We start from the raw sequence: 13,250 nt of genomic DNA on the forward strand, positions 1-13,250 counted from the left end.
CATGCTCTCGCGACGCGACGAATTACTGATCGGATTGGGCGTCATGGTCATTGGCGCCGCGGTTTTATGGTGGATCATCCCGAATTACATCGCAACGCCAAGGCGTGTTCCTATTCCGGCCTTGTCTCCTGCCTTCTGGCCCAAGATCATCGCATGGACGATCATTCTTTGCGGTGCTGTGTTGAGTGTTCGAGCCGTGTTGGCCCCAACGCCCCCGGATGCAGTTGTTGATGACCTGTCTGTGACACGCCCTGAAGGGCTTCGTTTGCTGGCGCTTGGTGTCATCTTGCTTGGCATCTATTTCGCATTGCCCATCGTCGGTATGGTCTGGGTCAGCATGATCGCTTTCGCGCTGCTGGTGCTGCTGAGCGGCGGGAAGCATCTGATCTGGGGCATGATTGCCGCCGTGGTTCTGCCACTGCTGCTGTATTTCTTTTTTACCAAGGTTGCCGGGGTTGCCATACCCCAAGGCCAGATCGTGAGGCTTCCGTGACATTTATCGAAGCACTTAGCGCGGGCTTTGTCATGGTCGCGCAATGGGAAAGTATACTGTTTCTGGCACTTGGCGTGACCATCGGGGTTGTCGCCGGGGCTATCCCCGGCATGTCAGCGACAATGGCTGTGGCGCTGACCTTGCCTTTCACCTTTGCGCTGCAACCGATATTCGGCATCCTGTTGTTGCTGGGCGTCTATAAGGGCGGCATCTTTGGTGGGTCGATTCCCGCTATCCTGATCAAGACGCCGGGCACGCCAGCATCTTCGGCCACGGCCCTGGACGGGTATCCGATGGCAGAGCAGGGGCGCGCGGGTGAGGCGTTGAGCATGTCACTCTATGCGTCCTGCATTGCGGACCTGATCTCTAATCTTGCGCTGATCGTCTTTGCTGCGTGGCTTGCTTCTTTCGCGCTGAATTTCGGCCCGCCAGAAATGTTCACGCTGATCGTGTTCTCGCTGACCATTATCGCAGGCGTTTCGGGGGATAGTCTGATCAAGGGTGTGGTCGCTGCCGCGCTGGGCCTGCTATTGGCGACCATTGGCCTCGATTTCATCGCCGGGACCGAACGGTTGACATTCGGATCAGTCGATATGCGCGGGGGGCTGAACTTCATCGCTGTTCTGATTGGCTTGTTCGCCCTGCCGGAAATCATCGCCTATATGCGCAAATCTGCGGCGCAGGATCATCGTGTGCGCGGCATGGGCTATTCACGTCTGAAGCTTGCAGATTTCAGGCGCTCGTTGAAATCCATCTTTCGGGGCAGCGCAATCGGCGTGTTTCTGGGGGCCATTCCCGGCATTGGCGCGGCCCCTTCGGCGTTTCTGTCCTATTCCGAGGCCCGCCGCGCATCGCCAAACCGCGACAATTTCGGCAAGGGAGAGGTTGAGGGTGTTGCTGCGGCCGAGGCTGGGAATAATGGCGTCGCCGGGGCCACGCTGATCCCGCTGCTGTCGCTGGGCATTCCGGGCGATGTGATCACCGCCATCATCATCGGCGCGTTCATGGTCCATAACCTAACGCCGGGGCCACTGCTGTTTGTGAATAATGCCGATCTTGTCTATGCGCTGTTCATCGGGCTGATTGCCAGTTCATTTCTGTTGCTGATTATCGGGTCTGTTGCGATCCGGGCGTTTCGCTATATTGCCGATGTGCCGTCGAACCTGTTGTTTCCAGGCGTATTGGTGCTGTGCATTTTCGGGGTCTATGCGGTCAATAACTCGGTGTTTGATGTGGCGGTCATGCTGTTGATGGGGGTGGTGGGCTATATCATGCTGATCTTGCGCTTTCCCGCCGCACCTTTTCTGATCGGGTTCATTCTGGGGCCGATGCTGGAAAACAATTTCAGGCAGGCGCTTCTGATGTCGCGCGGTGATTTCAGCATCTTTGCACGTGGTCCGATTACCATATTGTTCTTGTGCATGACCGTGATCTCGGTTGTTCTGATCATCCGGTCCACGGTCAAGGCGGCGCGTCTGAAACGCGAGCTTGGGGCTTATGGAAAGAAATCGGCCATGCAAGGCCCCGAAACCTGAACGCAGACACATGAATTTCCTGACGACAATTACCCCTGCGGATGCAGCACTGGTTGCAGCGGTCTTTATTCTGGGGGGGATGGTCAAGGGTGCGTTGGGTTTCGGGTTGCCACTGACGACAATGGCTATCCTGCCCTTCTTTGTGCCTGTTGATGCCGCGCTGGCTGTGAATGTGGTGGTGCTGTTCCTGACCAATATTGCCCAGTTCCTGCAAATGGGGCAGATGCGCGAAACCGCCACACGGTTTGCGCCCGTGCTGTGGGGGATCGCGATAGGGGTTCCTTTGGGCACGGCAATGGTGTCCGCCTTTTCGGATGAGTTTCTGTTGCTTGCCCTTGGCGCGGTTGTGGTGACCTTTTCGGTGCTGTCGCTCAGTTCCGTCAATCTTGATCTTCGCCCTGCGCAAGAACGCCCTGTCGGCTGGATAGCCGGCATATTGGGCGGGATTGTGGGGGCGCTGACGACCGTGGGCGGCCCGTTATTCGTGATGTATTTGGTCGGGCTGCGGGTCGAGCGGCGAGAATTCCTCTCGGCGCTCAGCTTGTTTTTCATTCTGTCGGCGGTGTTGGTATCGGGGGCGTTTTTGCTGGTTGGTCTTTTTACGCCAGAACGCCTGTTTTTGGCTGCAATCGCGCTACCTGCTGCCATAGGGGGCATGTGGCTGGGCAACCGCATCGCCGCCTATGTCCCGGCGCATCGCTTCCGGGTATTGGTGCTGGTGGTGTTGGGCTGTCTTGGGTTAAATCTGCTATGGCGCGGGATCAGTGGTGGCTGAGAGGGTAACTTTATGGACGTAAAGTCCCTTTATACATTTATCGCGGTTGTCGATCATGGCAGTTTTGCCCAAGCGGCCGAAGCGCTGGACCTTTCGGCTTCTGCGATCAGCGTGCAGATGCGGGGGCTTGAAGCAGATGTGGATATGCGCCTGTTCGACCGCAGCCGCAGGCCGCCGGTCCTGACCCAGGAAGGGCGCGACTTCATCGAGCGCGCGAGAGAGGTGATTGCCATCTGGGAAGACCTTTCGCACAGCCTTCGGCGCGACAGCAATGCTGGAAAGCTGCGGATCGGGGCGGTTCACACGGCAGTGTCGGCCCTTCTGCCCGCAGCCTTGCGGCGCTTGCGCGAAAGCCATCCAAAACTGGAAATGCGTCTGACCACCGGCCTTGCGCATGAGTTGGACGCAGCCTTGCGCGCGGGAATGATCGACGTTGCGCTGACGACAGGCACAACAGAGATCGCGCCGGGCTATGTCTTTAACACCATCAGCGCGCAACGACTGGTCGTTGTGGCCCATGCCAGCGCCAAGGGCGAGGATTTCCGTCAGTTGCTGCAAAGCAACCCCTATGTGCGGTTTTCCCGGCAGGCGCGCGTCGGAGAGATGGTCGAGCGGGCATTGGAGTTGAACGGCATTCAGGTCCATACCGTCATGGAGGTGGATACTCAGGACGGTGTCCTTGCGCTGGTTGCGGCTGGGCTTGGTGTCTCGGTCGTTCCTGAGCACCCGAAGTTGCAAGACCCACAATTCAGGGTCATGCCGCTTGGCAATCCACCGCCCTTGCGCCTGCTGGGCCTTATGTTCGAACCTACCTCGCCACGGCGCAGGTTCTGCGACCTGCTTTGTGAGGAATTGCGCAAGGAGGCGGTCGCTGTCGGAATGCCTGTCCCGACGATAACCGAGGACTCAGCCGAGCCTGTCAAGTAAGCGGGGGGCAAGTGTAGGCGGTCGCAGCGCCGGCCTAGTCTTCGTCAAGATCAATTCGATCCGCGATTTCGGGTGACATCAGGCCGGAATGCAGGGCAAGCAAGATCACCTTGGCATCAAGCGAGCTGCCGTGATCAAGCGCGTCTTCAAGGCTAAGGTCAAGCGACTGCGCCTCGCTTTCGCCATGTTGGTCCATGAACTGCGCATGGCCAAGGCTGCAATAAGCCATCAAGCGCGCTGCTTGCGCGAAATCCGTCTGCTGGTTTCCGCGACCGTGTTTTTTTACAAGCTGGATCAGTGTCAGCTTGACTGGCTCAGGCACAAGCAGGGGGTGCATGCCGGAGGCACGAAATGCGTCATCCAGCGCCCTTATCGCGCTGGAGCGGCCAAGCAGATCAAACAAACGAAACATGAAGGAGTCGTATCAGGTCTTCCGCAAGGCTGCATCGGTAAATTGCGGGGCGACACGACATATCTGTTCCCCCATCTATACAGACGGCGGGACGCGAAGCGGTCGCGCATACGGTTTGGTTCGCGCCCTTCAGGTGCCTTTGTCATCTTTGGTGGAATTATTAACCACAAGGACTGGCCGGGGCTTTGCATCCTGATCCTCTGGTGCGGGGGCAGGTTTTTCTTGTACGGCAAGCCCTTCTGCATCCATCTGTGCGATGATCACCGTATCCGCGAAGGCGAGCGCCTCGTTCAGGGATGCCGCCAATTCCCAATCTTCGCAAAAGATCGGAATAATGTGATCCTGCGCCAGCACATCGGCGGCATTCAGCGCGCCATAGGAGCCGTCATAGGAACGTTCGTCTATTGTGACTACCCGAACATCGCGGTGCGTTTGTTCGATCAGACCGACAAGGGTATGAGCAAGAAACGTGTTGATGTCACGATCAGGTATTATCACCAGAACTTCTTTCATGCGAACCTACTCCCTGTAGGTGACCAGGCATGCGGTCGGTCTGATTGCTTTGAGACAGGATAAGTGTGCAAACTGCAATTTTGTTCCTGATACCCGGCGTATTCTTGGTCGAAGCCGGGCGCGCGATGATTGTGCGCTGCAAATGCTTATTGAGATTTGGAACAGGCGAAAAGGTTGCTGCCAGTCACCACGGTCGCGCAGATACATGCCTATCTGTTTGGACGGGGGATTGTTGCTGGTTGCGAAACACTATTGTGGCGCGCTGTTTCGGTCTGAAATGCGCGATTTTGATCGCACTGAGTCGGCCGAGAGATTCGGTGAACTTTCACACAAATTTCTCAGTACAACCTGTGGGGATTTGATGTGATAATTCACAACCTTTGGTTGTTGGCTCTCGACTTGGGGCGGAGAGTCGTGAGTGATTCCTAGAATTATCAAGGCTATAAGCGGAGAATATGCGCCAAAGAATTGGACGCGTTCCTTAAGATATCTTAAAATGTAACTTAGGTTAAGGGCCGGAATTGGCTGTGATCTAAAAGTGTCGCTTCGAGGGCATGTGATTTTGTGATGGTGCCGGAGAGTGTTTTTGATGTTATTCTTGGAAACAGTCCGGGCACTGGTCAGTAGGCGGTAATTTGGTCGCCAGGTGCGATCAAGATGTTCTGATCTACCCATGTGCGGTGTGCAGGACCGCGCAGGATATAAGACATAAGCCACGGCAAATCCGTATCGAGCATTTGAGAACCGTCTGAGTTTTTTGGGAATTTCATTCCCCGATGGCGGCTGGACAATGGAAACGATTTAAGTGGAGCACTGCAATGACATCCAGAATCAAGGCCGGGCGATCCGTCAGTAACACCTGAGTATATGACGCTGGCTTAGGGACAGGTGTCCGCGCGATCAGGCAAGTGGAAATTTGCTTTTTCCTGCGCGGGCCGAAGCGATGCCGAGATTAATGAGAGGTTGGGCCGGTCCTGTCTGGGCAGGGACGAATGGTGGCAGCTTGCCTGCCTTCTATGGAAAGTTGGTTTCTGAACTATCCGTACCGCGAGTGACGAGCCTTTTTCATCCGACAGACGCCAGAAGGCAAATTGCCGGGCGCAAACATTGGGGACCATGTGTGTCAGACAATATTTTAGATCATATCGCCGCCTTGCGGAGCTTTGCCAGGGCACTTTGTGGCGGCCGAGAAGAGGCTGAAGATTTAGTTCAGGAAACCCTTCTGCGGGCGATCGAGTACAGTTCGACATACCGCGAAGGGACAAATATGCGGGGATGGCTGTGCACCATCATGCGCAATCGCTTTTACACCAATATCAAGAAGCGACGCCGGGAAAATACAGGCGCTGAGGATTGCGCATCTGCCAGTGCCAGCACCCCGGGGACGCAAGAGTGGCACATTCAAGGCTGCGAGCTGTCAAAGGCGTTGCAGGACTTACCACTTCATTATCGAGAGGCAGTCGTCATCGTGCTGGTCATGGGCGAAAGCTATATCGACGCTTCTCGGCTCATGGAGTGCGACATCGGGACTATAAAGAGTCGCGTCAACAGGGGGCGCAACATGCTAAAGGCCAAATTGGGTGAGGTGGGCTAGCCTGTTGTAACCGCGCGCCTCGTTAGTCTTCGTCACGCTTTTTAAGGCGCTCTTCCAGTTGTTTGGCAAGGCGTTTCAAGTCATCCGATATGGGTTCGGCTTCGACGCGGGTGTGCAGCGCCCGCAAGTCCTGGTCGATCTGGTGGTCGTCATCGTGGTCGTCGCGGTCTGATTTGCCTTGATCCAACATATCATCAGCCTTCGCAGCAGATTTGATCCAGTCCCGTTCGGAGCGAGGCTGTTTTGATCTTGCATGCCGTGGGAGAGTTTTGCGCTCTTTCATATCTTGGCAAACAGACCTGTGATCAGTGTCCCATTTCTATAACACTACTGCCCAGTCTGAACTAAAGTCAACTGTTACTTCGCTATAAGTTGCGGCTGTCCCCGTAGGTGGCCGCATATTTAGTGTTTTTTACCATATACTGGGGCGTCGTGCGGATTCTCCAGCCCCCGCGGTGGCTGGGCAATGGGGCGGCCTGACCCGTGGCGCTGCCATTGAGTATCCAGCGTTGCGAATGCATCAGATTTAAGCACTATCCCACACGCCCTGCGGTGCCTGTGTGATTTACTTTGCTTTTGCCAAGCGCTTGTGCAAAGATATTTGCATCACGAATAATAATTGCGTGATTTATTTGCAAAGCCAACGCAACAGGGAGTCACCATGAAACGTACCCTTTCACTTTTCGCTGCCGCAGCACTTGCGCTGGGGGCCAATTCGGCACTGGCTGACAAGCTGGTTGTCGCAACTGACACGGCATTTGTGCCATTTGAATTCATGCAGGATGGGGAATATGTCGGTTTCGATATCGACATGTGGAACATGATTGCAGAAGAGCTTGAGCTGGAGTTTGAGCTGCGCCCGATGGATTTCAACGGCATTATTCCGGGCTTGCAGACTGGGCAGGTCGATGTCGCGCTGGCCGGGATCACGATCCGTGACGATCGCGCCGAAGTCATCGACTTCTCGGATGGCTATTACGATAGCGGTTTCCTGATCATGGTTCCGGTCGATAGCGATATCGAAGGCTTTGCCGATCTGGAAGGCAAGACGCTTGCTGTGCGCACCGGCACTTCGGCGGCGGACTATGCGCGCGACAACTTCACCGAAACCACGCTGCGCCAGTTCCCGAATATCGACAACGCCTATCTGGAGCTGCGCACAGGCCGCGTTGATGCTGCCATGCACGACACGCCGAATGTGCTGTATTACATCGCGACTGCGGGTGATGGTCAGGTCAAGGCAGTGGGCGAGCAGATGATGGCCCATCAATATGGCATCGGCTTCCCCAAAGGCTCTGATCTGGTTGAGCCGGTCAATCAGGTGCTGGCCAATATGCGGGAAGATGGTCGCTATGACGAAATCTACATGAAGTGGTTCGGCACAACGCCGCCCACCAACTGATCCATCTCTTGAAGCATTTGAAGCAGGGCAGACGTTTTCTGCCCTGCTCGCACCCGCTGGCGATGCGGCAATCTCAACACGAAGGGTAGCTTATGGAAGTCAATTGGCTGATCATTCTTGATTTCATTCCGCAACTGCTGAAGGGCGCGCAGGTTACCGTCCATATCACGGTTGTCGGGCTTCTGGGGGGCGTTATCCTGGGCGCAATCGCTGGGCTGATGCGCGCCTATGGCAATGCCGTGATCAACGCAATTGCCTTTGTCTATATCGAAGTTATCCGTGGCACACCCATCGTGGTACAGGTCATGTTCCTGTATTTCGCGCTGCCTGTGCTGGCCTCTATACGCATTGACCCGATGACGACCGCCATTCTGGCCATCGTCATCAATGCAGGTGCCTATATCGCCGAGATTGTGCGCGGGGCGGTGCTGTCCATCTCCAAGGGGTTGACTGAGGCCGGGTTGGCCATCGGCCTGCCGCGCTGGAAAGTGATTGTTCATATCGTGGGGCCCTTGGCGTTCCGGCGGCTTATTCCGCCTTTGGGCAACCAGTTTATCGTCAGCCTCAAGGACACCTCTCTGTTCATCGTGATCGGGGTGGGAGAGTTGACGCGCACAGGGCAAGAGATCATGGCCGCAAACTTTCGCGCTGTCGAAATCTGGACGGCGGTTGCGATCATGTATCTGATCATGACGGGCGTGCTGTCACTGGCGCTGCGGATGATTGAAAAACGCATGAGGATCCTATGAGCGACACCATCATTCAGTTTCGCAACGTGTCCAAGCATTTCGGCCCGCTCAAGGTTCTGGACGAGGTTGATCTGGAAATCCACAAGGGAGAGGTCGTCGTGCTGGTCGGCCCTTCGGGTTCCGGAAAATCGACGCTTTTGCGCTGCATCAACGGGTTGGAACAGATCACGGGTGGTGATCTGATCGTCAATGGCATGAGCGTGCTTGGCGGCAACAAGATCATGCGCGAAATCCGGCAAGAAGCGGGCATGGTGTTTCAGCAGTTCAACCTGTTTCCGCAGATGACTGCCTTGCAAAACGTGGCCTTCGGGCCGCAACAGGTGCGCGGGCTGAGCCGCAGCGAAGCGCGCGCATTGGCAAAGGAGTTGCTGGCAAAGGTCGGGCTTGCCGAAAAAGCCAATCATGAACCCGCTGAATTGTCCGGCGGGCAACAGCAGCGTGTGGCGATTGCGCGGGCCTTGGCAATCAAACCCAAAGTGATGTTGTTTGACGAACCCACCTCGGCGCTGGACCCGGAATTGAAACAAGAAGTGCTAAACGTCATGCGCAACCTTGCAGCCGAAGGCATGACAATGGTGGTTGTCACCCATGAGATGGGCTTTGCCAAACAGGTCGGCACGCGCCTGATCTTCATGGAGCATGGCAAGATCGCCGTGGACGGAACCCCGCGCGACGTGATCGACAATCCGCCGAATGACCGCATGAAGGATTTTCTGCAACATGTCTGAGGTGGTTGTCGCTGAACTTGGTTGGGTTCGTGCCGCTGGCAGCCCCTATGAAATTGGGTTTGCGCTGGGGCGCGCGGGGCGAGGGGCGGTGCAACAACGTCTGCGCCCTTTGGAATACTGGCGCGCGGTGACGGATGAACGGCATCAGCCGCTTGTCACCCGTCTGGCGGGGCGCACACAGGCGTTGTTTCCCGAAATCTATGCCGAGCTTGAGGGGCTTGCAGACGGGCTGGACCTGCCGTTCATGCAGGTCATGGCGTGGAATTGCCGCGGAGACCTGATGTCAAATGTCCCCGATGGGTGCACCACTGTTCAACTGCCGGGGCCAACGGCTGTGCTTGCGCATAACGAAGACGGATTGCCGGAATTGCACGGCAGTTGTTTCATTGCCGAAGTCACTGGCCAGACGGGTGCTGGTTTTGTTGCCTGCTGCTATCCTGGCTCTCTGCCCGGCCATACATTCGCGGTTTCCAATGCTGGCCTTGCGCAAGCGGTGAACAACCTTCGCCTGCGCAATGTCCAGCCAGAGCTTCCGCGCATGGTCTTGGGGCGCGCTGTGCTGGAGTGCAAAACCATAACCGAGGCGCTGGCCCTTCTTGCGCGCGAGAATGCCTGTGGCGGGTTTCATTTCACGCTGGCGCAAGCGGGTGAGGGGGCGCTTCACAGTGTCGAATTCGGTGGCGGGGCCTGTTCACACAAGCTGATCGAGGGCGCCTCTGGCCACGCCAATCATGCGCTACATCATAATGCTGCGCCACAGCAGACGATCACCCACTCGTCACGGGATCGGCAAATACGCGTGCAGTCCCTGCTTGATGCGGGCGTCTCGGACGCGCTGCGCATTCTGCGCGATACGGGCGGGGCCGGACTGCCAATACATCGCACATGCAGTGACGACCCCGATCAGGAAAACACGCTTGCTTCGGCTATCATATCGGTCAACAACTATGGGGTAAGCTGGGAGTTCTATGACCAATCCTCCTCCGAACCCGTCTATACTGGCGAAGTCACCGCTTCCTGACCCGCCGCAAACGCTGGTGCAGTTGCGCGAGTTGATGCTGCGTATATCGCGTGGTGAATCCGATATCGCGCTTGGGCCAAAGGCCCGCGCGGCCCTCGCGCGGATTCTGGACCTGCAAGGTAATCCGGCGTTGCTGTCAATTACATCGCTTGCCAATGCACTGGGGGTGAACCCGTCGACGTTGACGCGGCTTGCACGGAATCTGGGCTATTCCGGGTTCGGCGCGTTTCAGGAAGTGCTGCTGAACGCATCCATGGCGCCGCCCGGTGCATTTTACAGCCAGCAGGCCCAAAAGGCGCTGGCCAGTGGCGAGCGGCAGGCGACAGAAGCTATGATGCATCTGTGCCGCGAGAACCAAGCCAATATTGACCGGTTTCTCTCCATGCATGACGACGCTCAGTTTCGCAGCGCCGTGTCGTTTATTTCAAACGCGCCAAGGGTCATGATCTATGGCATCCGGCAATTCCACGCCTTCGCAACTTTTCTGGTCTATGGGCTTCGGCTGATCCGTTCGGACGTTCACCTGCTGGATTCAAATGCGCTGGGCCTAGCCGAGGGGATTGCCTCGCTCGACAAGGACGATGTGCTGATCGTGTCAAGCTGCGCGCCGTATTCGCGTGTGGTCACCGAAGTTGCGCAAGCGGCTGCGGCAAAGCCGATGACGATTGTGGCGATCACGGACCGCGCGGATTCGCCCTTGATCGAAGTCTCTCAGGCCGCAATTCTGGTTCCGCATGAAACGCGGTTTCTGTCCAATTCGCTAACGACATTCATTCTGGCGGCAGAGTGCCTGATCAATGCATGTGCGGCCGCAAGGCCGGTCGAAACACAGGCCGCATTGGCGGAACGGGATCGGCTGATAACGGGGTTGAAGATCGAATTATAGGCACATCGTGCAGGCGTGGCGGCCCTCATGCCATGCGCGTGTCAGACATCGCGTTCATGCGTTCGACCAGTTCGGCGGCCAACCATCCAACGGGGCGGCGCAGATGCAAGGGCAGGCGGGCGCGCAGCAAGAAGCTTGTGCTGGGGTGATCGGCCCGCGAAATGGCCGCGAACAGGGCCAATAACCAGCTCTCGTCGAATGATCGCTCTTGCGCCGTGGCTTCATAGATCACTGGCCCTTTGGGCAGCGCGGCGCTCAGAACGCGCAGCAAGGCATCCGCATAGTCCTGCGCGCCCTCTTTCGGTGCATGGAGCAAGAGTGCGCAAGTCTCAAAGACCTCCACCCGCGCCTTGGCCCGACATTTGCGCATCAGAATTCGCAGCATCATCAGGGCCGGTTCCTGTCGGTACGACGCTTCGTGCAGGCTGGGGGTGGGTTTAAGGGCGGTTTGTCGCATCAGACACTCCAAGATTACCCGACACAAATAGTATGGATTTGGGTTGAGCGCCAGATTTTTCTTGAGTTGTTTTGTCGGAAATCATCCCTCCGGCCGGAAGCGCCGCCAGAGGGATGACAGATTGGGCTTACTGCGTCAGGACGAGTTCAAAATCCTCGTCGAAATAGCTGTGGACCGAAACAAAGGGGCGATCGCCTTCCGCTTCGAAGACATAGACATGCAATGCATCGTCATTCATTGTGACGCGGCAAATCACATCCGCGACGCCTGTCGCCAGGCCATCAGGGCAGGCTTCAAGGTCGATATGTGGCACCGAGCTTTCGAAATCGGTATAGAAATAGCGCCCCTGCTCTTGCGAGAAGGCGGGCAGCGCGATCAGGCAGCAAGCGGCAGAAACCAGTGTGCGGAACATGTGACGTCTCCTTGTGATTGCGTCAGTTTGAGGTTGAGTTGTCTTGTCGGGGTGCGCGTGTTCATAAATGCATCGGCTTTCATGATGGGGTGTGTTCGAATGTGGCCTGTCCCGACGAATGCGCAGATTCAGGGTCGCGGTTTCGGGAACCTGTGCATGTCGGTCCAGCAGCAATTCGAGCGGGCGCGGCTCCAGCCCGCAGCCATGTGCACGTGCGGCGACATTCATGCCGCGCAGTTCGATGTGCAAAGTATGTGGGGACTGGGGCATTTGGACTCCGGCAAAGACGTGAGACAGAAGCTGTCTTGCCGGGCTATCAGAACCTCTGACTGCTGGGTGTCGAATACTTGATAAAAAAACTAGGCTTTGTAAAGATGTTTCTCAGGCGCATTAAAGCCAAGCCAGTATCATCAAATTTACGCAGTTTTACAGAAGCTTGCGTATGCGCCGGTCAGTAATTTATGTCGCTGCTGGGGGGCGGCGCAATATGAACGCACTGCCTTCTGGTCGCGTTGCCGGGAGAAGCCCCGATTGGATGCAAGCCTTGGCGTTACAGACCTGCGACCCTTTTTCCTGCACCGGTAAGGCGGGGTGAACGCGGATGGTGTAAGCAGATCAGTCAAGGTGTCGCCAAACTCTGATAGACACGGAAGCGCTGTTATGTAATCTTGAGTGCGATGGTGTCCGGGTGTTGCAACCCGGCTGAAAAGGGAACGTGGTGCGGGCTATGCCCAATGCCACGACTGCCCCCGCAACTGTAAGCGGAGAGCGACCCCGATAAAACCACTGGACCGCTGGTCTGGGAAGGTTCGGGCAAGCGTTGATCCGCAAGTCAGGAGACCTGCCATCTCCGGCGCGACGATTCGCGCCGTAGCAACCTTGACCCAGGCGGGGTGACCTGGTGCGGAGAGACCGTGATGGACCAGACACGCCTCGCGATATCGCCGTTGACAGATCGCCTTGCCCCTTGCGCGGAGGGCGCGATGCTATTGGAACTGACACTTACGCAACTTGATATTGGCCATGTCTCGCCAGAGCGGGCGCAGGAATTGGGCCAGCTTGGTTACCTGCAATGGCTGGGCGGTTTGCCCGGACAGGCCAGCTACCAGGCCGAGGCTATGCGCGCCTATACGCTGGCGGCCCCGTTCATCCGCAACTCGCCTGCGGTGGCTGTGTTTTGCGATCTGCTTGTGGCCTCGACCCGCCAGCCTTTGGCGCCCCTGTCGTTGACATTGCGGCCACGTCACCGGCGCGGGGGGGCACAAGCGCGGCGTGCGGCCTACTGAACAGAAAAAGCGATTGGTGTAGCAGTCGTCGGAATGAACTGGAACACCGTCAAATAGCGC

16 protein-coding genes and 1 riboswitch are annotated in these 13,250 nt (G+C 56.9%); of the genes, 11 read left to right on the forward strand and 5 right to left on the reverse strand.

Features of this window, described 5'->3' with window-relative positions:
* Position 1: 1 nt before the first annotated feature.
* From EV660_RS01605 to EV660_RS01620, 4 genes are read left to right on the forward strand one after another with little or no spacing between them, the layout of a single operon-like run.
* Positions 2–493, forward strand: coding sequence for a tripartite tricarboxylate transporter TctB family protein (locus EV660_RS01605; protein WP_071481675.1), 492 nt, complete (start codon positions 2–4; stop codon positions 491–493).
* A gap of 32 nt (positions 494–525) precedes the next feature.
* Positions 526–2,028, forward strand: a complete 1,503-nt coding sequence (locus EV660_RS01610) for a tripartite tricarboxylate transporter permease (protein ID WP_100319278.1) — start codon at positions 526–528, stop codon at positions 2,026–2,028.
* A gap of 10 nt (positions 2,029–2,038) precedes the next feature.
* Positions 2,039–2,803, forward strand: a complete 765-nt coding sequence (locus tag EV660_RS01615) for a sulfite exporter TauE/SafE family protein (RefSeq protein WP_071481673.1) — start codon at positions 2,039–2,041, stop codon at positions 2,801–2,803.
* 12 nt (positions 2,804–2,815) lie between these two features.
* Positions 2,816–3,730, forward strand: coding sequence for a LysR family transcriptional regulator (locus EV660_RS01620; protein WP_071481672.1), 915 nt, complete (start codon positions 2,816–2,818; stop codon positions 3,728–3,730).
* Positions 3,731–3,764: 34 nt separating this feature from the next.
* Here the strand turns inward: EV660_RS01620 and EV660_RS01625 are convergent, their stop codons facing one another.
* Together EV660_RS01625 and EV660_RS01630 are read right to left on the reverse strand one after the other, a co-directional pair.
* Entirely contained in the window at positions 3,765–4,142 is a 378-nt protein-coding gene (locus EV660_RS01625; RefSeq protein WP_071481671.1) for a hypothetical protein, read from the reverse strand.
* A 129-nt stretch (positions 4,143–4,271) separates the two neighbouring features.
* The gene (locus tag EV660_RS01630; RefSeq protein WP_071481670.1) at positions 4,272–4,655 is read right to left on the reverse strand and encodes a glycosyltransferase family A protein; all 384 of its coding nucleotides are present in this window, start codon (positions 4,653–4,655) and stop codon (positions 4,272–4,274) included.
* Between the two features lie 1,120 nt (positions 4,656–5,775).
* Here EV660_RS01630 and EV660_RS01635 point away from each other — a divergent pair.
* Positions 5,776–6,249: a sigma-70 family RNA polymerase sigma factor gene (locus EV660_RS01635; RefSeq protein WP_084635015.1), complete on the forward strand. Its 474-nt coding sequence runs from the start codon at positions 5,776–5,778 to the stop codon at positions 6,247–6,249.
* Positions 6,250–6,271: 22 nt separating this feature from the next.
* On the opposite strand, the gene EV660_RS01640 is transcribed toward EV660_RS01635, so the two are convergent.
* Entirely contained in the window at positions 6,272–6,532 is a 261-nt protein-coding gene (locus tag EV660_RS01640; protein WP_071481669.1) for a hypothetical protein, read from the reverse strand.
* Between the two features lie 378 nt (positions 6,533–6,910).
* On the opposite strand from EV660_RS01640, the gene glnH reads away from it, so the two are divergent.
* The 5 genes from glnH (at position 6,911) to EV660_RS01665 (ending at position 11,035) form a co-directional block, all read left to right on the forward strand.
* A complete protein-coding gene (gene glnH / locus EV660_RS01645) occupies positions 6,911–7,651 on the forward strand; it encodes a glutamine ABC transporter substrate-binding protein GlnH (protein WP_071481668.1) in 741 nt (246 codons plus the stop codon).
* Between the two features lie 92 nt (positions 7,652–7,743).
* The gene (gene glnP / locus EV660_RS01650) at positions 7,744–8,400 is read left to right on the forward strand and encodes a glutamine ABC transporter permease GlnP (protein ID WP_071481667.1); all 657 of its coding nucleotides are present in this window, start codon (positions 7,744–7,746) and stop codon (positions 8,398–8,400) included.
* Positions 8,397–9,128 carry a glutamine ABC transporter ATP-binding protein GlnQ gene (glnQ, locus tag EV660_RS01655; protein ID WP_071481666.1) on the forward strand — a complete coding sequence of 244 codons (732 nt, stop codon included), beginning with the start codon at positions 8,397–8,399 and terminating at the stop codon, positions 9,126–9,128. The genes glnP and glnQ overlap by 4 nt, the downstream gene beginning before the upstream one ends.
* Entirely contained in the window at positions 9,121–10,149 is a 1,029-nt protein-coding gene (locus tag EV660_RS01660; RefSeq protein WP_071481665.1) for a C45 family autoproteolytic acyltransferase/hydrolase, read from the forward strand. The genes glnQ and EV660_RS01660 overlap by 8 nt, the downstream gene beginning before the upstream one ends.
* The gene (locus EV660_RS01665; RefSeq protein WP_134047578.1) at positions 10,097–11,035 is read left to right on the forward strand and encodes a MurR/RpiR family transcriptional regulator; all 939 of its coding nucleotides are present in this window, start codon (positions 10,097–10,099) and stop codon (positions 11,033–11,035) included. Before EV660_RS01660 ends, EV660_RS01665 begins: the two co-directional genes overlap by 53 nt.
* A 25-nt stretch (positions 11,036–11,060) precedes the next feature.
* On the opposite strand, the gene EV660_RS01670 is transcribed toward EV660_RS01665, so the two are convergent.
* Positions 11,061–11,492: a hypothetical protein gene (locus EV660_RS01670; protein WP_134047579.1), complete on the reverse strand. Its 432-nt coding sequence runs from the start codon at positions 11,490–11,492 to the stop codon at positions 11,061–11,063.
* Between the two features lie 127 nt (positions 11,493–11,619).
* Complete coding sequence (locus EV660_RS01675) at positions 11,620–12,174, reverse strand: hypothetical protein (RefSeq protein ID WP_071481663.1); 555 nt, start codon at positions 12,172–12,174, stop codon at positions 11,620–11,622.
* Between the two features lie 391 nt (positions 12,175–12,565).
* Positions 12,566–12,767: riboswitch (cobalamin riboswitch) on the forward strand.
* Positions 12,768–12,821: 54 nt separating this feature from the next.
* On the opposite strand from EV660_RS01675, the gene EV660_RS01680 reads away from it, so the two are divergent.
* Positions 12,822–13,190: a hypothetical protein gene (locus EV660_RS01680; protein ID WP_100319200.1), complete on the forward strand. Its 369-nt coding sequence runs from the start codon at positions 12,822–12,824 to the stop codon at positions 13,188–13,190.
* Positions 13,191–13,250 lie beyond the last annotated feature (60 nt).

The sequence above is a fragment of the Roseinatronobacter bogoriensis DSM 18756 genome (genome assembly GCF_004366635.1).
Classification (GTDB): Bacteria; Pseudomonadota; Alphaproteobacteria; order Rhodobacterales; family Rhodobacteraceae; genus Roseinatronobacter; species Roseinatronobacter bogoriensis.